This is a genomic window from Paenibacillus sp. Negev47 (genome assembly GCF_058313655.1).
This window is the reverse complement of record NZ_CM177754.1, coordinates 2689661-2713415: the sequence shown is the minus strand read 5'-3', so window position 1 is coordinate 2713415 and position 23755 is coordinate 2689661. Positions and strand designations below refer to the sequence as shown.

General features: G+C 45.0%; 25 protein-coding genes and 1 riboswitch. Of the genes, 7 read left to right on the top strand and 18 right to left on the bottom strand.

What is annotated here, in order from left to right:
* Positions 1-16: 16 nt before the first annotated feature.
* Both AC4G47_RS12500 and AC4G47_RS12495 read right to left on the bottom strand, forming a co-directional pair.
* Positions 17-1225: a Ger(x)C family spore germination protein gene (locus AC4G47_RS12500; RefSeq protein ID WP_491106191.1), complete on the bottom strand. Its 1209-nt coding sequence runs from the start codon at positions 1223-1225 to the stop codon at positions 17-19.
* 12 nt (positions 1226-1237) lie between these two features.
* A complete protein-coding gene (locus AC4G47_RS12495; RefSeq protein WP_491106190.1) occupies positions 1238-2842 on the bottom strand; it encodes a spore germination protein in 1605 nt (534 codons plus the stop codon).
* A 129-nt stretch (positions 2843-2971) separates the two neighbouring features.
* Here AC4G47_RS12495 and AC4G47_RS12490 point away from each other — a divergent pair, with 129 nt between their 5' ends.
* Positions 2972-3604, top strand: a complete 633-nt coding sequence (locus tag AC4G47_RS12490; RefSeq protein ID WP_491106694.1) for a LysE family transporter — start codon at positions 2972-2974, stop codon at positions 3602-3604.
* Here the strand turns inward: AC4G47_RS12490 and AC4G47_RS12485 are convergent.
* Positions 3597-5045, bottom strand: coding sequence for an amino acid permease (locus AC4G47_RS12485; protein WP_491106189.1), 1449 nt, complete (start codon positions 5043-5045; stop codon positions 3597-3599). The two genes, AC4G47_RS12490 and AC4G47_RS12485, sit on opposite strands and share 8 nt — an antisense overlap.
* 173 nt (positions 5046-5218) lie before the next feature.
* Between AC4G47_RS12485 and AC4G47_RS12480 the strand changes: the two genes are divergently transcribed.
* Positions 5219-5572, top strand: a complete 354-nt coding sequence (locus tag AC4G47_RS12480; protein WP_491106188.1) for an AMP-dependent synthetase and ligase — start codon at positions 5219-5221, stop codon at positions 5570-5572.
* A gap of 107 nt (positions 5573-5679) precedes the next feature.
* Here AC4G47_RS12480 and AC4G47_RS12475 read toward each other — a convergent pair whose 3' ends face one another.
* Both AC4G47_RS12475 and AC4G47_RS12470 read right to left on the bottom strand, forming a co-directional pair.
* On the bottom strand, positions 5680-6534 hold the full coding sequence (locus tag AC4G47_RS12475; RefSeq protein ID WP_482070090.1) for a manganese catalase family protein: 855 nt from the start codon (positions 6532-6534) through the stop codon (positions 5680-5682).
* A gap of 203 nt (positions 6535-6737) precedes the next feature.
* Complete coding sequence (locus tag AC4G47_RS12470; RefSeq protein ID WP_458127274.1) at positions 6738-7601, bottom strand: manganese catalase; 864 nt, start codon at positions 7599-7601, stop codon at positions 6738-6740.
* Positions 7602-7739: 138 nt separating this feature from the next.
* On the opposite strand from AC4G47_RS12470, the gene AC4G47_RS12465 reads away from it, so the two are divergent.
* Positions 7740-8489: a YqcI/YcgG family protein gene (locus tag AC4G47_RS12465; protein WP_491106187.1), complete on the top strand. Its 750-nt coding sequence runs from the start codon at positions 7740-7742 to the stop codon at positions 8487-8489.
* A 597-nt stretch (positions 8490-9086) separates the two neighbouring features.
* Here AC4G47_RS12465 and AC4G47_RS12460 read toward each other — a convergent pair.
* From AC4G47_RS12460 to AC4G47_RS12450, 3 genes are all read right to left on the bottom strand, one after another.
* Positions 9087-9980 (bottom strand): aldo/keto reductase, encoded by an 894-nt coding sequence (locus AC4G47_RS12460; protein ID WP_491106186.1) that lies wholly within the window; start codon positions 9978-9980, stop codon positions 9087-9089.
* A 35-nt stretch (positions 9981-10015) separates the two neighbouring features.
* The gene (locus AC4G47_RS12455) at positions 10016-10789 is read right to left on the bottom strand and encodes an SDR family NAD(P)-dependent oxidoreductase (RefSeq protein WP_491106185.1); all 774 of its coding nucleotides are present in this window, start codon (positions 10787-10789) and stop codon (positions 10016-10018) included.
* A 79-nt stretch (positions 10790-10868) separates the two neighbouring features.
* Positions 10869-11357: a GNAT family N-acetyltransferase gene (locus AC4G47_RS12450; RefSeq protein WP_491106184.1), complete on the bottom strand. Its 489-nt coding sequence runs from the start codon at positions 11355-11357 to the stop codon at positions 10869-10871.
* A gap of 194 nt (positions 11358-11551) precedes the next feature.
* Between AC4G47_RS12450 and xerS the strand changes: the two genes are divergently transcribed.
* Entirely contained in the window at positions 11552-12643 is a 1092-nt protein-coding gene (gene xerS / locus AC4G47_RS12445; RefSeq protein ID WP_491106183.1) for a tyrosine recombinase XerS, read from the top strand.
* A gap of 185 nt (positions 12644-12828) precedes the next feature.
* Here xerS and mobB read toward each other — a convergent pair whose 3' ends face one another.
* Positions 12829-13362, bottom strand: a complete 534-nt coding sequence (gene mobB, locus AC4G47_RS12440) for a molybdopterin-guanine dinucleotide biosynthesis protein B (RefSeq protein ID WP_491106182.1) — start codon at positions 13360-13362, stop codon at positions 12829-12831.
* Between the two features lie 7 nt (positions 13363-13369).
* Complete coding sequence (locus tag AC4G47_RS12435; protein ID WP_491106693.1) at positions 13370-14638, bottom strand: molybdopterin molybdotransferase MoeA; 1269 nt, start codon at positions 14636-14638, stop codon at positions 13370-13372.
* A 223-nt stretch (positions 14639-14861) separates the two neighbouring features.
* Between AC4G47_RS12435 and AC4G47_RS12430 the strand changes: the two genes are divergently transcribed.
* Positions 14862-15089, top strand: a complete 228-nt coding sequence (locus tag AC4G47_RS12430; protein ID WP_491106181.1) for an HNH endonuclease — start codon at positions 14862-14864, stop codon at positions 15087-15089.
* A 39-nt stretch (positions 15090-15128) separates the two neighbouring features.
* Here AC4G47_RS12430 and AC4G47_RS12425 read toward each other — a convergent pair whose 3' ends face one another.
* From AC4G47_RS12425 to lpdD, 5 genes are all read right to left on the bottom strand, one after another.
* Positions 15129-15866 (bottom strand): DUF4247 domain-containing protein, encoded by a 738-nt coding sequence (locus AC4G47_RS12425; protein WP_145322015.1) that lies wholly within the window; start codon positions 15864-15866, stop codon positions 15129-15131.
* A gap of 11 nt (positions 15867-15877) precedes the next feature.
* Positions 15878-16384, bottom strand: a complete 507-nt coding sequence (locus tag AC4G47_RS12420) for a DUF4178 domain-containing protein (protein WP_145322017.1) — start codon at positions 16382-16384, stop codon at positions 15878-15880.
* Between the two features lie 23 nt (positions 16385-16407).
* A complete protein-coding gene (locus AC4G47_RS12415) occupies positions 16408-16809 on the bottom strand; it encodes a DUF350 domain-containing protein (protein ID WP_458122859.1) in 402 nt (133 codons plus the stop codon).
* 95 nt (positions 16810-16904) lie between these two features.
* Positions 16905-17576: a PspA/IM30 family protein gene (locus AC4G47_RS12410; RefSeq protein ID WP_491106180.1), complete on the bottom strand. Its 672-nt coding sequence runs from the start codon at positions 17574-17576 to the stop codon at positions 16905-16907.
* Positions 17577-17687: 111 nt separating this feature from the next.
* Positions 17688-18029 carry a prenylated flavin chaperone LpdD gene (gene lpdD, locus AC4G47_RS12405; protein WP_491106179.1) on the bottom strand — a complete coding sequence of 114 codons (342 nt, stop codon included), beginning with the start codon at positions 18027-18029 and terminating at the stop codon, positions 17688-17690.
* 153 nt (positions 18030-18182) lie between these two features.
* Between lpdD and AC4G47_RS12400 the strand changes: the two genes are divergently transcribed.
* Positions 18183-18974 carry a polysaccharide deacetylase family protein gene (locus AC4G47_RS12400; protein WP_458122862.1) on the top strand — a complete coding sequence of 264 codons (792 nt, stop codon included), beginning with the start codon at positions 18183-18185 and terminating at the stop codon, positions 18972-18974.
* A gap of 114 nt (positions 18975-19088) precedes the next feature.
* Here AC4G47_RS12400 and AC4G47_RS12395 read toward each other — a convergent pair whose 3' ends face one another.
* The 3 genes from AC4G47_RS12395 to AC4G47_RS12385 all read right to left on the bottom strand — a co-directional run bounded on the left by AC4G47_RS12395 (position 19089) and on the right by AC4G47_RS12385 (position 22320).
* Complete coding sequence (locus AC4G47_RS12395; RefSeq protein ID WP_458122863.1) at positions 19089-19760, bottom strand: 3D domain-containing protein; 672 nt, start codon at positions 19758-19760, stop codon at positions 19089-19091.
* A gap of 2 nt (positions 19761-19762) precedes the next feature.
* Positions 19763-19957: riboswitch (cyclic di-AMP (ydaO/yuaA leader) on the bottom strand.
* Between the two features lie 217 nt (positions 19958-20174).
* Positions 20175-20897: an amino acid ABC transporter ATP-binding protein gene (locus tag AC4G47_RS12390; protein WP_336758607.1), complete on the bottom strand. Its 723-nt coding sequence runs from the start codon at positions 20895-20897 to the stop codon at positions 20175-20177.
* Positions 20884-22320 (bottom strand): ABC transporter substrate-binding protein/permease, encoded by a 1437-nt coding sequence (locus tag AC4G47_RS12385; protein ID WP_491106692.1) that lies wholly within the window; start codon positions 22318-22320, stop codon positions 20884-20886. The genes AC4G47_RS12390 and AC4G47_RS12385 overlap by 14 nt, the downstream gene beginning before the upstream one ends.
* A gap of 210 nt (positions 22321-22530) precedes the next feature.
* Here AC4G47_RS12385 and AC4G47_RS12380 point away from each other — a divergent pair, with 210 nt between their 5' ends.
* The gene (locus AC4G47_RS12380; RefSeq protein WP_491106178.1) at positions 22531-23706 is read left to right on the top strand and encodes a M20 family metallopeptidase; all 1176 of its coding nucleotides are present in this window, start codon (positions 22531-22533) and stop codon (positions 23704-23706) included.
* Positions 23707-23755 lie beyond the last annotated feature (49 nt).

Genomic DNA, 23755 nt, shown 5'->3' with positions numbered 1-23755 from the left:
GAACCTCTCCTTGGTGTTAGTCTTTCTGTTCGCCAAGCAACTTGCTGAAAGAATCTTGAAGCAGACCTACTCGTTCCAGAGTTACGTTTACGTTTATGTTAATATCCATCTGTGCCAATTCACTAGACCAGTTGTCTTTTAGATTTTTCCACTCTTTGGGATGTCTTTGATGTATTTTGTTCGCGATCCCTAACAGATCGACATGAAGCCGCTGGTTCCCTCTCCATCCATTCAATATCTGTGCTTGGATGACTTGTTCAGCCTGTCGCTGCAATTCATGAATGGTATGTGTACTAACTATGTCCTCTCCGTATGTACTCTCATCCAGCTCAGCGTCCACCTTTGCATCTACCTGAACAGCATAATGAAGCCCCTTTTTCACAGGAACGACCTTAACTTTTGCTTTGCGCACAAGAAAAGAGTTCACCTCGCCCTTTGCGTCCGTATAGGTCAAGTTGGTCCAGTTCACCCTGTCTGTTAGCCAGGCGATACCCATACTTTCTTTTTGGTTCAGGACCCCGATCTTTTTGTCTTTGAGAAATACACTTAATCCTTGAAGTCTTAAATTCCCGGGTATGGATGTCTCCTTAAAAATATCAATTGAATTCTGTTTGTTATTGCCCTGTGTATCTGCTGTAACACCAGGAATTCCGGCGGATCCACTGTCTGAAGTGATCTTCAGACCAACCTCATGGATGTTCATCACGGTATAATACGACCCTTTTTCTTTATTCCGTTCCAAAATCTCGGATAAAGCACGCCCCGGCTGTTTCTCTGGAGGAATCAATTTTTCGAGGTACTCTCTTGCCTGACCATCTGCAATAATAAGCTTGGCAGATTCCCGAGAACCAATATTTCGATAATAGTGATCCATGATCTCCGCAATCCCGTATCTTGCCGCTTCTTCACCAATCAGAATGACATTGGTATGTGCAAAATATAATCTTTTGGGATTCTCGACGCTGCTTTGGGCAACAGCTTCCCGAATCGTTTTGCCTTCTGATGAAAATGTGTTCACGGGCGCTTGAGATCCACCAGACGACGATCCAATTGAACTGCTCGCTGGCGGTACAATAATCTGATAGGTAATGATCCACTTTCCATTTTTTCGATCAAATCCTGTTGCCGTTGTGATGCCCAGATCATTTAATTCTGTGTGATTTCCACAACCAGCAGTGATCAGTCCGACCATGAGTAATATTAATATGGACTGCAAGCGAATCATATAAATCGCTCCTTATTCGTTCTCAGCTTCATTAATACGGTCTACAGTGTTATTCGATCCTGACGGGTATTGATGAGGGGCTTGTCTCGTCTTATTCATATTCGTCTTCTCATCAGGTCTCGTCTTCATAGCCCACCATGGTACTCTCAACCACAGATCTTTCATATTTGACTTGAAAAACGGACTGTATGGCATCAGGTAGTCAACGCCGAATGACTTCAACGATACCAGGTGCGCAAGCAATGGCACTGCTCCGGCCAATATACCGTATAACCCTAGCGTACCTGCCAGTAACATAAACGGGAAACGCAATAGCCTTACTGCTGTAGCCATACTGAAATAGGGTATAGCAAAATTCGCTATTGCTGTAAAGGAAACCACAATGACCATCGCGCCTGAGACCAGCCCCGCCTCTACCGCAGCTTGTCCAATTACCAATGCACCAACAATGGAGATTGCAGGTCCAATGGCTCGCGGCATTCGCACTCCAGCTTCACGAATGACCTCGAACGTAATTTCCATAAGCAGGGCTTCAAGTAATGCCGGAAAAGGGACTCCTTCCCGTTGTGCGGCCAGGGTGACCAATAACGTGGTCGGTATCATCTCCTGCTGAAATGTGGTTAGTGCTATGAAAGTCGAAGGTAGCAGCAGAGATACGAGGAAACAGATTAACCGTATAATCCGCAGAAAGGTAGAGATATCATAACGCTGATAATAATCCTCGGGCGTTTGAAAGAAATTAAAAAAAGTCACAGGTGCAATCAACGCAAATGGAGTACCATCTACCATAATGGCTACTTGACCATCCAATAGACTACCGGCAACCGTATCTGGGCGCTCCGTGTTGATCATGGTCGGAAAAGGTGTAAGCGGTGCATCCTGAACAAATTCTTCTATGTAACCACTCTCGAGTATACTATCTGTGTTGATGGCATTAAGCCGTTTGGTAACTTCTTCAATAACTTGTGGCTTGGCAATACCCTGGATGTAAGCCAGTGCAACTACTGTCTGGGTGTACTCTCCAATGGTATGCATCTGGAATTTTAAATCAGGAGTCCGTATTTTTCGTCGAACAAGGGTAATGTTGGTCGTAAGCTCCTCTGTGAATCCTTCCTTTGGCCCTCTGACCACCGTTTGGGACGTGGGTTCCTCCACAGATCTTCTGGCTCCTCCGGCGACCGATACTGCCAGAACACTCTTTATATCCTCAATAAGTATAACGACGTGGCCTGTTAACAAAGCCTCATAGATAAGTTGCGACGAATCTATATTTCGGATATTACCTGAGGGTAAGTTTCTTTTCACTAACACATCTCCCGGTTGATCTCCCGGAAGGGGATTCGTATTCATCCATTGAATGATATTGTCCATAAGTTCAACCAACAGCGTAGAATCTGTTAACCCTTCCATGTAACATACAGCCAAGGCAATGCCCTTCCCCTCTAACATAGGAAACTCACGAACTACAAAATCAGGACTATACTCAAATGCCTTGATAATACTGTTAAGTTTCTCTTCTAGCGAAATATCCAGACTTTGTGAATGTTGTGTTCGTTTATTGAATGTTTCTCCTTTCTTTTGTGATGTAAATACTTCCTTTATCCAACGTATAAGCACACAATCACCCCCTCTTTTCCGACTAATATGGATCAATCGTGCACAAAGTATACACTGCCCTCAATAATCATGTCCTACAAAAGCACTTTGAAGAATATGCTGTTACAGTATGGGAAGGAGGACAATCTTATTTATATACTGTTTGGATATGTTATCCTGGGTCTATCACTTTCGGCCCCTATTGGACCGATCAATGCTGCGCAATTGGACAAGGGTATTCGAGGTGGGTTTATGCCTGCCTGGTTTGTTGGACTAGGAGCCATCGCAGCTGATATCATTTACATGCTGCTGGTGTATTTCGGCATTGTACATCTGCTTGAACTTCCATTTGTAAGGGTATTCCTCTGGATGTTTGGTTGTTTTGTACTGATCTATACGGGTGTGGAAAGTATTAAAAATGCAGGAACCCTTGCCCCTTCTCAAATGAGAGGTAATGATTCGGAGCTTGCCAAGTCATTTCTTCAAGGATTCCTGATGTCTCTATTTAATCCCCTTTCCATCATGTTCTGGCTAGGAATTTACGGCTCTGTTCTGGCGAAGGCTGTAAATGACTCCCCTATGGATCAATTGTTGATTTATAGTGGAGCTATCATCTTTGGCGTACTTCTGTGGGATCTATTCATGGCGACTGCCGCGAGTTTTTTTCGTAAATATCTCACTACTAATGTGCTTAAGGGAATTGCTCTCATTTCCGGATTGTCTTTAGTCGGTTTTGGCTGTTACTTTGGATATAAAGCCATACAATTTCTCTTCTTTATTTGAGTTTGTTTTTTTTTCGTAGCCGAATACCCGTGATGTGATAACTGCTTATACCCGTAGAACACTGCTCATTTCCTTCATTTTCACCCTTCTCGGCGTTTGATGATGTTTGGGTCGCAGGCTTCTTCTTTCGAATCCTTTGTAGAATGACGTCACTAATGGCAATGAGAGAGACAAGCAATAAGCTAATATAGAACCCTGGTCTGCTGAGTGCATGAAAAAGCGTTCCTGTGACTGCAGTAGCGATTAACAACAAGCCGATCCAGCGTTTGATCACATCGAACTTGCCTGATTTCAACAGTTTACCGGAGGATAATAAAATAAACGACCAGTTGTACAGAAGCATCAGTCCAGCTGCAGTCGTGATGTATTCATATACTTTGCCTGGGAGTAAGAGAGACATGATGATCGTACCAACTAACCCACAACCAATAAGGGACAATGCAAATAACGGATACTTCGTTTTCCACTTTCGAGAAAATAACTGCGGGGCGTCTCCCTCCTGAGCGAGGGTAATAATCATAGACGTCACCGCATAGAGGGAAGCTGTCATCGTTGAAAATCCGGCTACAATCAGCACCCCATTGAACAAATGTGGGATAAAAGCAAGGTGGTCACTACTGAGCGCCAGTACAAATGGACTCTCCTTGGGATTGAATGCATTCAAAGGAACCATGATCAACGCCAGTCCAATGGATACAACATACACTGTGGATAGGGCAATGAGCATGACTTTTCCTGCCTTTGGAGCGTCCTCCGGTTTTTGAAGCCGATATGACATAATACCAAGCACTTCAATACCTCCATAGGCATAGAACGCAAAAAGAAACGCAGACCACAATCCGATGCCACCTTTTGGAAAAATCGCTGCCATATCCAACGGTACTTTATGTTCATACTTGGTTCCCCCAATCCATCCTGCGAGAAGAGCGATGGCAAGCACCAAAAACATGATGATGGCTGCAATTTTAATGATAGCCAGTACATTTTCAACCCGGTCAAATCCTTTACTACCGAAGAATACAATACAAAGACCCACAATTCCGAATCCTGCAGCAAAGATCCAGAGCGGTACAGCCGGAAACCAGAACCTTGAGAAAATGGACAACGCGGTAAGCTGACTTCCCATAATTAGCAACTCCGAAAACCAATAGACCCATCCGCTGGCAAAGCCTGCCCAACTTCCAAAGGCCTTCTTAGCATACGAACGGAAGGACCCTTGTTCCGGATGGTCTGCTGTCATTCTCGCGAGCGCATCAAAAACTACATATGTACCCAAGGCCGCCAAGATATAGGCCAACAGCACAGCTGGACCACCAATCGAGATAGCAAGACTGGAACCCAGAAAATATCCTGTACCAATTGTTCCTGCTACACCTAGCAGACTTAGTTGCCACCATTTTAATTTCTTTTCTTCTGTAGCGTTAGTCGATGCTTTGCTCATGTTGTCATTCCTTTTCTGTATCATTTTAGGCCACTAAAGGTAGCCTTCCCAATTCACAGCGAATCATGTTCATAAATTAATCCTTATTTGACTTAAACTGGATGTGTTGAATATTTCTTGGGACCTCATTGCATAATACACAAGTACATCAAAACACATAGGAGGTTTCACATATGAATCAGTTCTCTCAATCGCAGCAAATTACGCAGTTGGCTCAACAACTTACGCAACAAACACAACAGGCTTCGATGCAATACCAACAACTACTTAGACAAGAACAAAGCAACGCTCAACAACTGGAGCAATTGGCACAACGTGAGCAACAAGCTGCACATATGATTCAGACCGCCCTGCAAGGACATCAAACCGCCATCCAGCAATTACAACAGATCTCCAGTCTTGCACAACAACTTGCAAACTCATCTTCACAACACGTATCTTTTTTGGAGCAGCCATATAACACTCCTAATATCTCAACGAATGGTCAATCTTTTGGTACGTATTCGAATCAACAACGCCCGCAATAACATATCTTCATGTAACATATAAAGGAACCCAGCATTGGGTTCCTTTTTTGTGTTCATTGCAAAAAAAGAGACCACAAGTGTCTCTTTTTGGTTCGCTTGTTCATTCTCTATGCATTAAGATCATGTATCCCTGGACTATGCTCATTAGGAAGTTCAGGCATATAAGGGAGTGGATATCCTTGTGGGGGATCGATTACCTGCAGTTCCCCACCATTACGACTTGGCGTTTGACCACTGAAAATCTCAGCGATACGCGTATTGTCTAGACGGAAATTAAACTGCGCATTGTGGAAGCCCATATCTACATATTTTCGGCATTCCGGATATTTATTAATATCATAGTTGGGAATCGGGAATATTTTGCCCCAATTCACGCCCAGGGTCTCCAGTGCTTTGGCAAATGCATTTTGATGCGCATTATCACGAACAATCAGGAAACCCAGCGTTTCACGGAATGCTTTGTTGGTACTCATTTCATATATTCTTGATTTTTGCAACACACCCGTCGACTCCAACACAATATTATCAAGTAAGTTGCTTACCAGATTCCCATGATCGTACACATAATTCCCAAGCCATGGATTACCTGCAGCATCAACAGGCAGTGAGCTCTGAGCACCCATGATGTAATGATGCGGGTTGGCATGTTTAATCGCTTCATCCAATGGAGCACCGTCAACCCCTGCATCTCCTGCGCCTTCTGCACCGGCCCCCGTTAATAACTGATTAATGGTTTGTTGCACCAGTTCAATATGGCTTAATTCCTCAATAAATACACCACGGATCAGGTCTCTATACTGCGTAGCATTCCCCCGAAAATTACTGCTTTGAAAGAAGAATTGCATCATCGTCCGCATTTCGCCAAATTGGCCGCCAAGCGTCTCTTGCAATACTTTTGCTGCCGCGGGATCAGGCTTGTCTGGTACGATCATATTGATAAGGTCTTCACGATAAAAAAACATGCTTGTCCTCCATTCTCAATTAACTTACTATTCTAGTTTCTGTTACCTTCCTAATTTTATGTAAACATTCAGTTAACAATCTCTGGGTATTGGCTCTTACCTCAAAAACAAATGGAAGTGCATGATCTAGAATCACGCATTTTGTTAATGAATAGGGAAACAGAATATATTCTGTTTCCCCTTATCCACTTTTAATCCATTTCTTATGGCATATACGGCGGTACATCCGCTGAACTTCCTTTTCTTAGAACCTCAGGTGGGGTATCAAAAATATACGGCGGCGCTGGGGGAAGCTTAGGTGCAGGTGCCAAAGGTTGAGGATGCTGAACATATTGGAAAGTTCCTTGCCCATCCATACTTGGACCGTGAGCCCAGCGTCCGGTTGCACTCTCATCACCACGAGAGAAGTTAAAGAGAACGTACGCAACCTCTCTCTTCTCAAGTTCTTTCGGGAATGTGCTCGGTACAACAATTCCTTCTTTTTCTTCAAGTTCTCTTATCGCTGCAATCCACTGATTCTGATGCATGGTATCCCGAGCCAGCAACCACGACAACATGTCTTTCACACCACGGTCATTGGTCATTTCGTATAGTCTGGCAACCTGAAGTCTGCCTTGAGATTCTGCTGCTAGATTATGTCTGAAATCAGCCAATAAATTACCACTTGCTATTGTGTACTTGGCATTCCAAGGATACCCATTACTATCGGTTGGGGCTGCTCCAAGCCCGCTTACAATCGCGTGTTGTGGATTACTCCCACCGAGTATCGCATTAATAACTGGATCTTTGGCAGCTTCTTCTAATGTAGTCAATGGAGCATTGTCCAGCAAGCGAGCAATCATCGTAGCCAGCATCTCAACATGAGCGAGTTCTTCGGTTCCCGTATCCATAAGAAGGTCCTTATATTTCCCATCCCCACGGACATTCCAGCCTTGAAATAAATACTGCATGGCTACGGTAATTTCGCCAAATTGTCCGCCCAGTACTTCTTGTAATTTTCTTGCGAACACGGGGTCGGGTCGATCCGGCTTGGCATGATATTGCAACTCCTTGATATTAAAAAACAACACATCACCTCATCCGTTTTAGATAAGTGATATGTATGTGCAGTACATTGATTAATTGCATGTCTCATTAACAAAAATAAGTTGGACTGTCACCATTTTGCCCTTGGGTTATATCCTATAGATAAAGGAGGACTGTTCATGTCGTTATTGTTGTCATCTTCTGAGATTGAGAATGAGGAGTGCCCTCTCGAAGCCTGGAAGAGAGATGCTTACCATTTATTCTCTTCCAAAATGAGTGACCGGGAGGCTCGATTTCCCTGTATTCCGGCTACACAGGCTTTTGCCCTGGATCACCTCCGATACGGCTTTGTTTCTAATTTCGGGGACGAGTCTGCAGAACGCTATGTATCAGACATGCTCAAAGAATATGGAGATTCCGCTCGTTCATTCGGAGAATATTCTTCATTGATTTTATTTTTTGAAAAGGAAAAAGAGATCCGGGATGTATTGGCCTATGAAAAAGCCTTCTGGGATCTATTAATCCAGATCAGACGCTTGGACAACAAGCCTTGGCCAAAAGATATCCCAGAAGATCCAGAGCATCCCATGTGGGAGTTTTGTTACAATAACGAACGATATTTTGTCTATTGCGGGACGCCAGCCCATATATCACGACAAAGTCGCAACTTTCCTTATTTCATGTTAGCTCTAACACCGCGCTGGGTGCTCGATATATGGAACGCACAACCCCAGAGAGCTGCAGCGATTGCTCCGAGAATCCGCGCACGCTTGGCTGCCTACGATATCATACCGGCACATCCTGAATTAAAGCAATATGGATCACAAGACAATCTGGAGTATAAACAATATTTTTTGCGCGATGACGATACCGCTCCTTCCAAATGCCCGTTTCTTCAACCTCTTCAGCAGGACAAAATAAAGGAATAGCATAAGTCGATTCTAAAAATACTCTCCTCCGAATAAAAACTTTATACCACCCGTTTATAGGAGGAGAGCCATTTGCTCAAGCAACCGGACAAGCCCTATTCATTACGATGGAAGGGAAACAGGGATTGAGAAATGGGTTTATCCATGGCTGGGCGGTAGGACTGGGAGGCATGGCAGTTGATGCTGGTTTGATTCCTTTTTATACACTGCAGGTACCTTCCTGGGATATCTAATTTTCTGTTAATGAGAATTAATTTGACTTTCACAGCGAAGGATGGCAGTTCATTTAGTCGAAGGGCGTGCTGAATCGTATCTAAAAGATTGGTAGTAACAGCGGTGGGCATTCTTTTCTATTGTGAATTTTTCATATGTTGAAATAATTACAGTGATGACGAATCAGCTTTTAGTACCAATACAGTTGTCGTTCTCTCAAAATTAAAGTAGTATGCTTAAGATGAATTTGGACATTTTACGAAATGGATAGAATGCTTACTGTTGTGAATTTTTCATATGTTGAAAATATAAGGTTTATGATAATAAAAAAGCTGCCTATAGGCAGCTTCGCAAAATTAAAATCCATTTGGCAAATGCAAAGAATCAGGTCCGGCCAGTCCAGTCTGCTCCTGCGATTTCATTCCATCGTGCTCTAATCTCATCATACAATTCCTGTGGAAGTGCGCCTTTAGCAATAAGGTCGGCATTTTGCTGCCAGCGATTTGGCTTGGCTGTTCCTACAATAGCCGTGTCTACGCCTTCGGTACTTAGCGTAAAACGCAGTGCTGTTTCCACCGATGCCTGAGCATCTTCACCCAGGAAACCATAGTTAAGTTCACTTAAGCGTTTCCAGTAAATGAAGGGATAAGCCTCTTCCGAAAGTGTTTCATACGTCCAGGCCGCATTGGCAATAGGTCTTTTGGCGATTACCCCCATGTTTCTCTTTCTCGCCTCAGGCAAAGTCAGTTCAATCGCTTCCTGATCTGCGATATTTAGTGACGTCTCCAGGCTGTCAAATACTCCGGTCTGAATCGCATATAGCGCATCCGTTGTATCCCCACTGTATCCGATAAATCTGGTTTTCCCTGCTTCCTTGGCACGCTGGAGCACTTCAATAACCGCACCTTGTCGAAGTACTTCTTCTGAACAACTATGCAAATGGATAACATCCACATAGTCCGTTTTCAACCGTTTCAGGCTACGGTCAATCGTCTGCTCCAGTACTTTGGCATCCCAATCCGGACCTTCGATCCCGGCAGCATGTCCACATTTGGTGAACAAATAGTAATCATCACGCCGATGTGACAGCACCTCACCAATTAACTCCTCGCTGTCACCGTAACATTCTGCCGTGTCAATCACGTTTAATCCCGCATCCAAAGCACTATTCAGCAATGTCTCTACATCCGCTTTGGATACATTTTTGCCTATTTCCGCTCCGCCGAATCCAAGTGTACTTACGTTCATGCCCGTTTTTCCGTAAGTGCGCGTTTCCATGGTTATCTTCCTCCAAGTTCAGTGAATTGGGTCATTTAAAAACCATAGATGGACATTCCACCGTCAACCAATAACGTCTGACCCGTTATATACCCTGCTGCATCTGATGCCAGAAATACGACCGGCCCTACCACTTCTTCCAGTTCTCCCACTCGCTGAAGCGGTGTACGATTTACAATCTCCTGCAGATACTGGGGATCATCCAGCAGTTTTTCGGTCAGAGGTGTTCGGAAATACCATGGCCCTACTGAATTGACACGGATTCCATACTTTCCCCATTCCAGTGCGAGCACTTTGGTCATATGAATTAACGCAGCTTTGGTCGCACCATATACAACCCCTGTCCGCAAAGCCGTATGACCGCCTACGGATGAGATGTTGATGATCTTCCCAGTCCCACGTTCTTTCATATGCTGACCCGCCAACTGGGAAGCGACGAATGCCGACTTCAGATTCGTCTGCATGATGGTCTCCCACTGCTCGTCCGTAACTTCAAGTGCTGGTGTCCGGATGTTCATGCCTGCGTTATTCACCAGGATATCCAGACTGCCCATCTCGGAGATCGCCTCTCGAAACGTCTCTTCCAGTTGTTCTCTTGATGTCACATCCGCAATCAGAGCGAGCGCTTTGCGTCCTGTCTGTTCATAGATGTAGGCAGCTGTCTCCTCAATTTCTTTCATCGTTCGGGATACAAGTACAACGTCACTGCCTGACTGGGCCAGTCCGATCGCGATTGCTTTTCCGATCCCTCTCCCCGCACCTGTCACCAGTGCTGTTTGTCCATCGAGATGGAATGTAGGTACGTTCATGTTACTCACTCCTTCATCAGATTCTTTATTTCAGCATTCATGTAGAATGCTTTATATGTAAGTGAAGCCCCAATGGGAATCAGGTTACAAAATACTGGCTTGGATTGCCCAACTCCGGATGGAACTTCTCTCGAAAGCGTCCTCCCGTATAATCTCCTATAATTTTTCGCCAGAACGCCTGGGCAATGACATTGTTACGAACCTGAGTCACTTTCCATCTCCCAGGAAAACGTTTAAACAATTCATATGCTGCCCGAGTGCCCACTCCACTGCGCCGATATTTTTGCATCACAAAAAATTCAGTCAAATAGTAATCATTATCCTTACTTCCAGGCTCCAGCTTCTCCACCAGAGCAAATCCTGCAGGTGCTCCATCACTTGTAATCAAAAAAGGAAACTTACGGTTCTCCTCTGTCCAGAAGGCTTCCAGACCGGGATATTCCGGGAAAATACCGTTACTATCTACATCAATATTCAGATACTTGGTAAAATCATATAGATAAAATTGCATTAAATGCCGAATCACCTGACTTCGTTCCCGGGGAACCAGTTCTATTTGCATATTCATCCGGTTCACCTCCTCTGCTCTACGTATACTAATTACTTTAAAGGTTTACGCGCTGAAGGGCAAGGAAGCCCCCCGCTACCTTTTTCATACTTCAGTGAACAAGCTGTGAGCATGTAAATTATGGTACACTAGAGCATAGAATACTAGCACATTGAATAATAATTTCATATGTTTTTCACATGGAGGTGCCGAACTTGACCAACGTGCAAAAAGAGATCGATCGACGCAAGCTGGATGACAAACTACCTTCTATGCCTTGGTTCGTTCAGCAATTTATGGACTACAAGCTGCCTGATCTGTCCCCCTCTACCCTGCTCGAATATCTGAGAGATTACGAAGCTTTCTTCGGTTGGTTGCGAGCAGAAGGGCTGTCCGAGGCAAGCTCTAATAAAGAAGTTACGTTGTCTGAACTGGAAGTCCTTCGCATGGATTCAGTTACTGCCTATCGGTTATTTCTCACAACCAAGCGAGAAGGAGCCAATTCGAGAATTACCGTCTCTCGCAAGCTCTCTTCCCTCCGCTCCCTTTTTCATTACCTGAGCCAGATTGCGGAAGATGAAGACTTCTACCCTCTGCTGAAACGGAATATTATGGCCAAAATTGAGATCAAGCGTACCCATAAACCCAAGGACACCGCTGCCAAACTCAAAGGTAAAATTCTCGAGGAAGAAGAACTTCTCGAATTTATTGGATACATTCTTGAAGGTTATGCTGTAGATATGGAGAAGAACAAGCAGGCGCTGTATTCCCATGAACTCAACAAAGAACGTGACGCCTGTATTGCCAGCCTGATTCTCAATTCAGGTTTACGGGTGTCGGAAGTCGTGAATCTAAACGTCGATGACCTCGATCTGAATAATAAGCTCTTATATGTCTATCGCAAAGGTAACAATGATGAAACGTACAAAACACCTGTTTATTTCAGGGAACAGGCCAAGGACGAACTCGCGACCTATATGAATCTGAGGCAATCACGTTACCGTACGCCCAAGCGGGAGAAGGGTCTGTTCATTGCATTGCGAAACGGAGATTCAGAAGGCAGCCGTATGACCAAAAGAGCGATCCAGGCCATGATTATGAAATACGCCAAACGCTTTGGCAAACCTTATCTGACCGTGCACAAATTACGCCATTCATTCGCAACTGACTATTATCTGCAAAATGATATCTATAAAACGAAGGAGCAGCTTGGACACGCTTCTACGGAAACGACCGAGATCTACGCTCACCTTACCGACAAAACGATGTCCGAAGCCATCGAACGTCGTACAGAAGACGGGATGTAACACTCCGAACGAACGAAAAGCAGCAAGCCGCATCAAGGATTTCGATCCGAGAAAGGTCTGCTGCTTTTTTAATGGATTCTTTAGGAGATGGTACGATATCTGTCGCCAAAGCAATAGTATAAACTTTTAAGTTTACATAATATATATTACGTTTTCTCGCTAAGTCTATTATCCATATTAAGTACTTATTCACTCTTGACCATTTCTAACAATGATTGAGCTATGTCTTCCGGTTCATGAACCGAGTACCACGCTATAGCCCTATTTACGATCCCCCGCTCCATAACTTGATCTGGAGGTAGCCATGAGATCACCCCCATTACCCCTTCAAGTCGGTCAATTAGGATCAGGTCTTTCTCTTCTCGAACCATCACGAATTTGGGATAAGAAGCCTCTTTGAATCCTTCAATAACAATCCAATCATACCCGGACAGATGGCTCAGCATATCCTCCAGCTTGGTTGCCTGTCGTTCCATAATTGATGTTCGTTTCTCCGACATGACAACGACCGCCGAGGCCCCTGCCTCCCCAAAAAGATACGAATCCGTTCCTTCCTGATCCATCTCGAAATGGTCGTGTCCATCATGCTTAATCGCTGCTACCTTAAGTCCCATAGAGGAAAAGTACCCGATTATCGCGGCAGTCATGGTCGTTTTGCCTGTGTTCTTGTAACCCACAATCTGTATGATATATGGTTTTTCCCCACTCATATTAGTCATCTATCAGCTACCTCACTTGACCTGAGGGCAGTTTGAGGATGCGCACTTGTTCACCTGCAGGAATACCTTTTTTCTCAGGTGGAATAACAATCAGACAATCACTGTCCTTAATGGTAATCATCACGCTGGATTCATCTACACGGGCAGCAGCGGGCCTCGCGTACACCATGCCGTTGCGGATTTCAGTGCGTCCACGTACGAATCGTGTAAAATTGTTTACTTTGGTGTAGCCTTCTTCCAAGATCGCAGTCCATTCTTCCAAATAAGGATGAGCATCCGCTTGCATGGAACGAATGGTAGGACGAACAAATAGACCAAAACCCACAAAACAAGCCCCCGGATTACCCGAAAGTGCAAAAAGCAGTTTGTCTTTGTACACAGCCGCTGTGGTTACACTGCCTGGTCGCATCGTCACTTTGTTAAACAACATCTCCACATGTTCCTCCAGCACAAGTTCTCCCATAATATCATAATCGCCGACGGATACACCGCCTGTGGTCACTACGATATCATTATCTTGAATGGCTTCTTCCAGTTTGGTCCTGGCTGTATTCACATCGTCTGCAATGGAACCGTACATCACCGGCTCTCCTCCCGCTTCTACGACCAATGAGCGCAGCATGTAACTGTTGCTGTTCCGTATCCGGCCCGGTTGCAGTGGCTCGTCTACACCAAGCAATTCCGTGCCTGTTGCGAATATCGCCACCTTAGGACGTTGAAATACGGGAACTTCTGCAATGCCAAAAGTAGCCAACACTGACTGCTCTCCTGCTCTAATGATCGTTCCTGCGTCAAGCAATTGCTGACCCTCCTGAACTTCCAGTCCAATGGGTGTGATGTTAGCACCAGACAGTATCTGGCGTTTCAATGCAATCCACTGTTCTCCGTTCTCTTCCTTGCTCTCGGTCATCTCCATCATGACGACAGCGTCCGCACCTTCTGGAACCTGTGCACCCGTCATGATGCGAGCTGTCGTACCTGATACAATGGTGTGGTCGGAGGTATATCCACAGGGGATTTCATCAATTACACGAAACCAGATTTGTTGCTCACTTGATGCATCTGTAGTATCTGTACTTATAATTGCAAAGCCATCCATACCCGATCTCCGGAAGAACGGATACGGGTGAGGTGCGTGAATAGTCTGCGCAAGTGTACGTCCATGGGCAGATTCAAGGCGAACTTTCTCTATGGGACCCGAAGTCACGCGTGCAGCTATTTTGGCTTGGGCATCCGGTACCTGTACAGCTGTACGATTGAACTTGGCAGTTGTCATATCATGTGAATGTGAGTTCAGTTTCAAAAGTGTTCTTACCTCCTTGGGACATCTTATCGTTTAAGAAAGTGTAGCCCGAAAGCAGCCCGATGACAAGTACATCGCTCACTGACTCCTGTCACAAGATCTTGTTTTCTTACGGAGCTAACATTCCAAAGCCTACATCCAAAATGAAAGCCAGTATATGTGCTTATAATATAAATGATACAAGGAGGCGTGAACCGTGAGTGACCAATGTGAATTATGTGGAAGAAAACCTGTAAACACGACCATCCATCATCTGACACCCAAAGAAATGGGCGGAACATTCCTGCCAACAGCCAGCCTGTGCATCCCCTGTCACAAACAGATTCATTCGCTATGTTCGCAAATCGTAAACCAAAAAGAACAGCTCCAAGGTAATGTGCCGGCAGAGGTGAATCCGCCTTCCCTTGTCACTGTTCTTAAATGAATGATGCGATTGGTAGCCATGCTTATGAGTGAATGCTTATTATCTTCGCCTCTTAATTCGGCCGCCGCCCACTCTGGTTTTTGGTTTTTTGTAGGATTTCTTTGGTGAATCAAACAACCCACCACTGCTCTTGTTGCGATCAATGGTTCCCTTGCTCTGATCTTTGTTCCGGTTGAATAATCCGCCGCCAGATCCCACGCTAGAATCTTTATCACTTCCGCGCCTTGTAATCGTACCTTTCCGATCCACAGTAATGGGTGGAGCAACTTTCTTGTCATTACTCGTTGGTGTGCGGTAAGATCCTGCACTCGGTTTATACGTATCTTTATTGGTATAACCCCGATATTTGCCATACCCCCGCCCGCCAAATGAATCGAATAGATTACCAATTAATGTGGCGGTCAGGTAACCTTGTAAAAAAGATGAATCGTAGTTCTGTCGAACATATTCCTTTGAGTCCACCTCAACCAAGGTATCCTCCGGCTTGTTCGGATCTTGTTGCAGGTGATAATAATCGTCCTGATACACCAGGAACATACGCTCCGTGTTCTCTGCCGAGATCTGATCCGGTTGCCTTTGCTCAGACAATTCCTGAGCCACTTCCGGAACCGTACGGTCCGAAGCCCGGTACACATAGGACGTTGAGTTACCACTGCCACTAACCGATTCAAGCGGATATGTGTCCTGAACAGAAGGCGCTCCGCACGCGGACAACAGAGACATCACAAGGCTGAGGACCAGCATTAATTTTAATCCATGTGCCAAGCGTTTTTTCATTGGAACCTCTCCTAGCTCGAACGAATCACTTTGATATCCGCAGGAAGAATGGACTCACCCTCATACAGTGTAAATCTTCTGTCTTGCCACTCCACACGAAGAAGCATATTATCATCAGACTGATACTGCCATACCAATTGTTCTCCAGCCTGGCCATAGGGAGTTCTGCCTGCCGTGGATACCATGCCTCCATATTCTTCCTCCAAATGATATGCACGGCCATCCAGATCGAGTAATGTAGGCACCTCATCAGGCGCATCAAGCCTGCCATCAATAGGTGTATATAAGGCATAACGCGTGATCTCCCGCTCTTCAATATGCAAATAACGAAAGGCGGTACCATCCTGCAGCGTAAGCACAACTGCATTTCGAGCCCGATTTTGTACCCGACCAACGACTTCATAAGTGACCAGAGAAACCTCACAGATATCACCAGGTGCAAGCTGTAGCATGGTTTTCTCTGCCTGCGGCGGTTCAGGTTTCGTTAGTATTCCTTTAATACGTTTCCATACACTCATGAGAATTACTCCTGTTCCTTATCTTATAAACAAGCTGCAATAATCAGTGCGCCTACGATATGTAAAGCGCCAGAGAACAACCCGTATCCTGTCTTTCCTTGCTGAATTCCGGTATCCAGATCCAAAGTGGCCCATTTGCGAATCATAAAGTGTACGACACTCTCCAGAATCAACAAAATGATAAAGGATACAACGGAGACCAACAGTGCTTCTCCTAGATGACCAGCCGTAGAAATGGACGTAGCGAGTACATACCCTTGCGCAAATAATTTCATCACCATACGTGTAGTAACTGCCATATTGCCAGCCTTAACTTCAGCAAAATCCTTATATTTCGTGAACAGTGAATCAACATACATCAAAACAAACAGCAAAATCGAACCAGAACCGGTCCAGACAAGCATCGCCAAAATGTTCAAATCCATTTACACAGCCCCCACATATCAACATGAACCGCATTTAAAAGCGAAGGAGAAACGCTCTTCTCCTCCGCTGGTTAACCCTGCTGACAACCAAGGTGTTAGTTCTTATTATCGTACTGTTTCATCAATGCTGCCAGTTCGTCTTCAACAGCCTGGTCTTTACCCAACTTCTCGAACTCTTCATCAAGCGACTTGCCTTTGGATGACATCTCGTTGCTTGCTTCAGCTTGAGCTTCCATTTGCATCATTTTCTCTTCCATACGCTTCATGCCGGCACTTGCCGTATCCGAGCCAAATCCATTCAACGCTTTATTGATTTCCGTTTGGGCTTTTGCTGCATTGTAGCGGGCTACCAATGTTTCGCGTTTGTTCTTCATTTGAGTCAACTGCTTACGCATCTCGTCGAGCTTGCCACGCAGGTTATCTGCAGAAGCCTTGTTCTGATCATAGCTGGTTTTGTACTCAGCCATCTTCTCTTCGGCAACCTTTTTCTCTTCCAGAGCCCGGCGAGCCAGATCCAGGTTCTGAGCACGTGCCGCCGTGTGCGCCTGTTCTTCACGTTTCTTCACAAGAGCTTCCTGCTCTTCGAACAACTGCTTGAATTTCTTCTCAATGGCGATCTGTGCGGCTACTGCTTTCTCCGCATCCTCGAGATCCTCTTGCATGTCACGGATATATTGGTCCGTCATCTTGATTGGATCTTCTGCCTTGTCAATAATGGCGTTAACGTTAGACATTGTTAAATCACGCAATCGTTTGAAAATGGACATTATGGTACTCCTCCTAGTCGATATTACATCGTATATAATTATACATACGTAACAATCTACAACTCGTTTCAATTTTATTAAATAAAATCAAAACATGCGATTGCCCTTATGTCAGGAAGACTCTTTATCTTTGTTCAGATGATCCTCCATCAACCTCTCTGCAGTTTGCACGATTTCGTCGATCTGCATCCGTGTAATGGAATCAAAATGGATACCCATCATTACCGTAACGGTTACTTTCAGCTGCAGGGTAGCCTTTCGGGCAAGCCGCTCACAGAGCTCTTGTTCCTTATGACCCGGAATATGTACCGTAGTCCCACTAACCCGCTCATGATCCACATAGAACGTGGCTACAGCGCCAATATGCGCCTTTCCTCCGGTAACGAGAAAAACCTTATCCTCTCCTGCTTCAATCACCTGTAAACGTATCGATTTCAAATCATATGTACTCATAGTCATCCACCTATCCTTCTCTATATGTTATATATGGAGGAATTATGGCTTTCATGAGATGAATCGGCAATGAAAATTCTCACACTACGCATAACTTATGGATACCCCGGGCATACCAAGGAGAACGTCATTTTGGAAAAGGAGGCCGTTATTATGCGCGTACGCCTCATTATGCTGATGGTTCTCGTTATTTTTCTCGGAGGATATCATGCTCCAGTTTCATCTCGGGATGCTTCAAGCCCGCCAAGTGAGTCGGTATCAGGTTCAGATTCCGCGGAAGAAGAGCAACTGACATTGGGACAATTACGTCAAAAATATGCCGATACGTTCAAAACCAATGGTCCTTCAACCAAGCAGGTTGCCCTGACTTTTGATGATGTGCCCGATCCACGATTTACTCCGCAAGTGCTGGATGTATTGAAAAAATACAAAGTCAGAGCTACATTCTTCATCGTGGGTAGTCGTGCTGAGAAACATCCGGATCTGGTGAAACGCATGGTTAAGGAAGGACATATCGTTGGCAATCACAGCTATAATCATCCGGAATTCAGTAAGCTGTCGATGAATGCCTTTCGCAAACAAATTTTACATACCGGGGATATTATTCACCACCTCACGGGATATACCCCTAAAATGATACGGCCACCTTACGGAGACATTAATGAGGAACAGCTGAAATGGGCTGCCAGACAGCATTATAGCATTGTGAACTGGAATGTTGACTCCCTGGACTGGAAAGGCCTCTCCAAAGAAAAGGTGAAAGAAAATATCCTATCTGCCGTGAAACCTGGTTCCATCGTTCTGCAGCATGCAGGAGGCGGTGTGGGCTCTAACCTGAACGGCACGATTGAGGCTTTGCCCGAAGTCATTGAGGAACTGCGTAACCGCGGATATGAACTCGTCACATTGGACGAAATGTTGGGATTGCCTAAGGCCAAAGATTAGGGTGTCCATGATCCGTAAAAGGAAATGATTGCGAATGTTAAAAGGGTGCCTGTTCAATCGCAAGTTAGCGACTGACAGACACCCTGTTTGAATTCATTAGATGTAGTTTGATGTCTACTTCAGAATGTAGAGCTCGATATCCTGAAAACCAAATTTGCTTACGGACTGCTTGCTACCAGGAATGAAGATATCAATCCGGTGACCCTTGATTGCACCGCCAACATCACGTGCTGTGGCTACAAAAGCCTGTTTGGGCAATCCCGGATGGCTGTGACCTGTGACCAATACTTTGGTTCCGAGTGGAATCACACTTGGATCAACTGCAATCGTACCCAGTTCAAGATCATTACCGAAGTAATCCACAGCACCCCATCCTCCATTTTCGGACGGATCTGCAGAGTATGCCGTTGCTTTCACATTGACTGCTTTACTGTAATCAAACGTTTTGCCCCAGGCTTGAACCACTTTGTTATCTGCGTTAACGTCCAAGCTTGCTGTGGTAACCGTCTTCGCTTGAGCCTTGCTTTCCGTAGCGGCAGCAGCAACTTTGTTTGCTTTGCCGGGGATTGTAATTTTCAAACCACCATAAATGTTGTAAGGCGAAATGTCGTTATTTGCTTTAACCAACGTGTTAAGTGCTACTCCATATTGTTTCGATAAGGTGTAGAAGGTATCTCCCTCTTTGGCCACATGAACTGAATCTGCGTGAGCCGGAACGGCTTGAATAAGCATTGCTGTTGTCAATAATGCTACTGCTGTTTTGGCTATACGTTTCTTGTTAATCATGGTCTTCCTCCCTCATTGTGCCTGCGAAGTTAGTTGTCGGATTCGGATGAGGAGCCCACCCTATAGGTTCTTCGTTACATCTGAAACATTATGTACCCCTAATTCACCCCAAGCAGTGTGCTATCGATCTTCCCCTGCACAATCTGCATCGTTACATCCCCGCACTCCCTGTCCGGAAGTTTCGGCAGAGTTCAATATATCACAATTTTGTAACCTGAACTTGTAGTAATTCTTACCAAATGATTTTCAGCGCATCATCATCTGTAAGAATACTGGATAATCACGAAATGGCAGATGCATCGATTCCTTAAGATTAAGTTACAGAAAAGTTACTTTTCGACTCTATTAATGTTTATTACGCATAAAAAATAGCGTTACCGACATAAAGTCAGCAACGCTATTTGATCTGTGAATTTAGAGTACCTTAGCAAGAAAATCACGTGTCCGTGGATTTTTGGGTGCTCCGAACACCTCATCTGGTGTTCCTTCTTCCACAATAACCCCGCCATCCATGAACAAGATCCGGTCTCCCACTTCACGTGCAAAACCCATCTCATGCGTCACGATGACCATGGTCATCCCGCCTTCTGCAAGACGTTTCATGACATCGAGTACTTCACCGACCATCTCGGGGTCGAGAGCCGAAGTTGGCTCGTCAAACAGCATTACATGCGGCTGCATGGCCAATGCTCTTGCAATGGCGATCCGCTGCTTCTGTCCACCGGACAGCTGATTCGGGAATGTATCTTTTTTATCGTACAAGCCCACAGTGTTAAGCAGATCAGCAGCAATTTTCTCCGCTTCCTGCGTGGATTGCTTCTTCACTTTAATTGGAGCAATCGTAATGTTTTGCTGTACCGTTTTGTGTGGGAACAGGTTGAAATGCTGGAACACCATCCCCATTTTTTCACGAGTCGCATTGATGTTGTGCTTCGGATCGGTGATTGACACGCCTTCAAAATCTATCTCTCCCGAGGTAGGCTGTTCCAGCAGGTTCAGACAACGCAAGAATGTACTTTTACCCGAACCGGAAGGACCGATAACCACGACAACCTCGCCTTTGCCAATCGTCACGTTAATGCCCTTAAGCACATCGTTATTTCCATAAGATTTGTGTAATTGTCTAACGTCTATCACTTGCACTCAACTTCCTTTCCAGTCGTCCCAGCAGCTTGGACAAAATGAACGTCAATACAAAGTAAATGGCTGCCGCAATGAGAAACGGACTCAATCCTTGATACGTAATGTTTTTGACCACACTTGCCTGATACATAATATCCACCATACCGATAACAGAGATAATGGAGGATTCCTTGATGATCGTCACGAATTCATTACCAATTGCCGGCAATACGGCCTTGAAAGCCTGTGGCAAAATGATGTAGCGCATGGCTGCACCTCTGCCCATTCCGAGGGAGCGAGCTGCTTCCAATTGACCACGATCCACCCCTTGAATACCTGCACGGAAAATTTCCGCAAGGTAGGCACCACTATTAATAGAAAGTGTGATAATACCTGCCTGAAGGGGACTAAAATTAATACCAAATGTCAGGGCCAATCCGTAATAGATAATCATCAATTGCACTAGCATCGGAGTACCACGAATGACTTCGACATACGCTGTTCCAATCCAACGCAGAATGGCTACATCATGCAGACGGAACAAACAGATGATCAATCCGATGATCACCCCAAATATTACACCAAGTGCAGATAACAGGAGCGTGTATCCTACACCTGTTGCATAGAAGCTCTTGTATTGCCAGAACACTTCAAATATATTTTGTGATTTGTTCACTTTATCAGCCATCAGGAGACTGGCGTCTGTGACCATTTGTTCGATCTTATTTTCACTTTTCAAGCGCTCGAGCGTTCCATTTACCGCACTTAGCAACTCTGTATTCCCTTTACGGATTCCAATTGCTGCTTCTACCTGCTCTTCATCAGGCACAGCAGGAGCAAGAGCAATCACATCGTCCAGATATCCCGCAGCAACGGTATCTTCAACAATGGCTGCATTTACACGATTGGTCTGTAACTGCAACACAATATCAGATATTTTATCGAGCGCAGTAATCTTCGCCCCTGGAATATTCTGTCCAATCGTCTCTTGAATGGAGCCCTTTTGCACCCCAATTTTTTCGTTTTCCAGTTCTGCCATCGTCGGATATTTGTCTTTATCCGCACTGCGAACCATGATTACTTGTTTGGACTTGTAATAGGTGTCGGAAAAATCAATACTTTGCTTCCGTTCATCGGTTGGTGTCATTCCCGAGATGACCAGATCCACACGACCGCTCTGCAATGCAGGCAGGAGTCCGTCGAAGCCCATATCTTCAATGACAAGCTCAGCGCCAAGGTCTTTGGCAATCTCTTTGGCAATGGCAATATCAAAACCAACGATTTGATCTTTGCCATCGATCACTTTATGGAATTCATAGGGTGCAAAATCGGCACTTGTACCCAGCACCAGCTTTTTACTGCTTGAATTGTCTGTAGTCCCACTTGCAAGTGCCACAGGAACGGCAGTCGTCAGCAGAACGACAAAGGTCAACAGCATCATAGTGTAACGACTTATCAATTTCAACCTTGTTCTCTCCCCTTACAATACTTTGTATGCTTCTCATGTTGATGACTGAGTCATTATAAAGTACAATGCATGATTATGCAATGCATTTTGACATTACAAATCTTGACTTGTTTCTGAAAAAATGAAGCAAACATGATATAATCAATGAATTATTTTCATTTTTGCATAAGGAGTTTACTAATGACATCTAACAAATCACAGATCCTGACGGTTATTGATCAATATGCTTCCCGTTTTAAAGCCATTTCATCATATATTGGTGCCAATCCCGAACTGGGGAATGAAGAGTATCTCGCTTCTGCTCGTCTTAAAGAAGAACTGGTCTATCACGGCTTCACTGTAGAGGCTCCAATCCTTGGACTGGACACAGCCTTTATTGGAACCTATTCAGCCGCCAAACCCGGCCCTACCATTGCACTACTGTGTGAGTATGACGCCTTGCCGGAGATCGGTCACGCCTGTGGTCACCATCTGATCTGTATGATGAGTCTTGGGGCTGCTGTTGGGCTAAAATCCATTCTGGATGAAGTTGGCGGAACCATTAAAGTGTTTGGTACACCCGCTGAGGAGACCCGTGGTGCCAAAGTTCCTATGGCCGAAGCAGGCTTGTTCGATGACTGCGATGTCGCTCTGATGGCGCATCCATATTATGCCTATGAAAGGTCAGGCAGCTCGCTGGCTATTGACGCTGTCCAATTTGAGTTCCATGGCAGATCTTCACATGCTGCTGCAAGTCCACATGAAGGCATTAATGCACTTGATGCCGTCATTCAAACGTTCAATGGAATCAATGCATTCCGGCAACAAGTGAAAAGCACCGTTCGTATTCATGGTGTGATCAACAACGGGGGTCAAGCGGCAAACATCATTCCTGACTATGCTTCCGCGCAATTTTATGTACGTGCAGCAACCAGAAAAGAGCTGAATATCCTCACGGAACGTGTGATTCAGATCGCTGAAGGCTCTGCTCTCCAGACAGGCTGCAAGCTGGTAACGTCCAACTATGAGACGTCCTATGATGAGATGGTCACCAATGAAGCATTCTCAGCTGCGTTTAGTCAAAATCTGATGGGACTCGGCATCCCACAAGAAGAGATTGTCAGTGGCAACGATCATGGCTCCATGGACATCGGTAACGTTTCCCTGAGATGTCCTGCCATCCATCCTTACATTCGTGTTGTAGACGAGGTTCACACACTTCACTCCATAGCCTTCCGTGATCTTGCACTCCAAGAGCGCGCTCTGGACGGGATGATTCTGGGAGCCAAGGCACTCGCTACAACAGCCTATGACGTTCTGAGTCAACCTGAACTGCTTCAATCCATACGTACAGAGTTCGAACAAGCTATTCGTTAACATCCGCTTCAGCATATTGCACAGGGGTACCCGGAGCAGGCTTGATTTT

Coding starts and splice junctions, on each gene's coding strand:
- AC4G47_RS12380 (WP_491106178.1), top strand. CDS start 22,531: ATGACATCTAACAAATCACAGATCCTGACGGTTATTGATCAATATGCT.
- AC4G47_RS12400 (WP_458122862.1), top strand. CDS start 18,183: ATGCGCGTACGCCTCATTATGCTGATGGTTCTCGTTATTTTTCTCGGA.
- AC4G47_RS12475 (WP_482070090.1), bottom strand. CDS start 6,534: ATGTTTTTTTATCGTGAAGACCTTATCAATATGATCGTACCAGACAAG.
- AC4G47_RS12410 (WP_491106180.1), bottom strand. CDS start 17,576: ATGTCCATTTTCAAACGATTGCGTGATTTAACAATGTCTAACGTTAAC.
- AC4G47_RS12455 (WP_491106185.1), bottom strand. CDS start 10,789: ATGAACGTACCTACATTCCATCTCGATGGACAAACAGCACTGGTGACA.
- AC4G47_RS12465 (WP_491106187.1), top strand. CDS start 7,740: ATGTCGTTATTGTTGTCATCTTCTGAGATTGAGAATGAGGAGTGCCCT.
- AC4G47_RS12420 (WP_145322017.1), bottom strand. CDS start 16,384: ATGAGTGTATGGAAACGTATTAAAGGAATACTAACGAAACCTGAACCG.
- AC4G47_RS12480 (WP_491106188.1), top strand. CDS start 5,219: ATGAATCAGTTCTCTCAATCGCAGCAAATTACGCAGTTGGCTCAACAA.
- AC4G47_RS12450 (WP_491106184.1), bottom strand. CDS start 11,357: ATGAATATGCAAATAGAACTGGTTCCCCGGGAACGAAGTCAGGTGATT.
- AC4G47_RS12435 (WP_491106693.1), bottom strand. CDS start 14,638: ATGACAACTGCCAAGTTCAATCGTACAGCTGTACAGGTACCGGATGCC.
- AC4G47_RS12395 (WP_458122863.1), bottom strand. CDS start 19,760: ATGATTAACAAGAAACGTATAGCCAAAACAGCAGTAGCATTATTGACA.
- AC4G47_RS12425 (WP_145322015.1), bottom strand. CDS start 15,866: ATGAAAAAACGCTTGGCACATGGATTAAAATTAATGCTGGTCCTCAGC.
- AC4G47_RS12415 (WP_458122859.1), bottom strand. CDS start 16,809: ATGGATTTGAACATTTTGGCGATGCTTGTCTGGACCGGTTCTGGTTCG.
- AC4G47_RS12460 (WP_491106186.1), bottom strand. CDS start 9,980: ATGGAAACGCGCACTTACGGAAAAACGGGCATGAACGTAAGTACACTT.
- AC4G47_RS12500 (WP_491106191.1), bottom strand. CDS start 1,225: ATGATTCGCTTGCAGTCCATATTAATATTACTCATGGTCGGACTGATC.
- AC4G47_RS12485 (WP_491106189.1), bottom strand. CDS start 5,045: ATGAGCAAAGCATCGACTAACGCTACAGAAGAAAAGAAATTAAAATGG.
- lpdD (WP_491106179.1), bottom strand. CDS start 18,029: ATGAGTACATATGATTTGAAATCGATACGTTTACAGGTGATTGAAGCA.
- mobB (WP_491106182.1), bottom strand. CDS start 13,362: ATGACTAATATGAGTGGGGAAAAACCATATATCATACAGATTGTGGGT.
- AC4G47_RS12385 (WP_491106692.1), bottom strand. CDS start 22,320: ATGCTGTTGACCTTTGTCGTTCTGCTGACGACTGCCGTTCCTGTGGCA.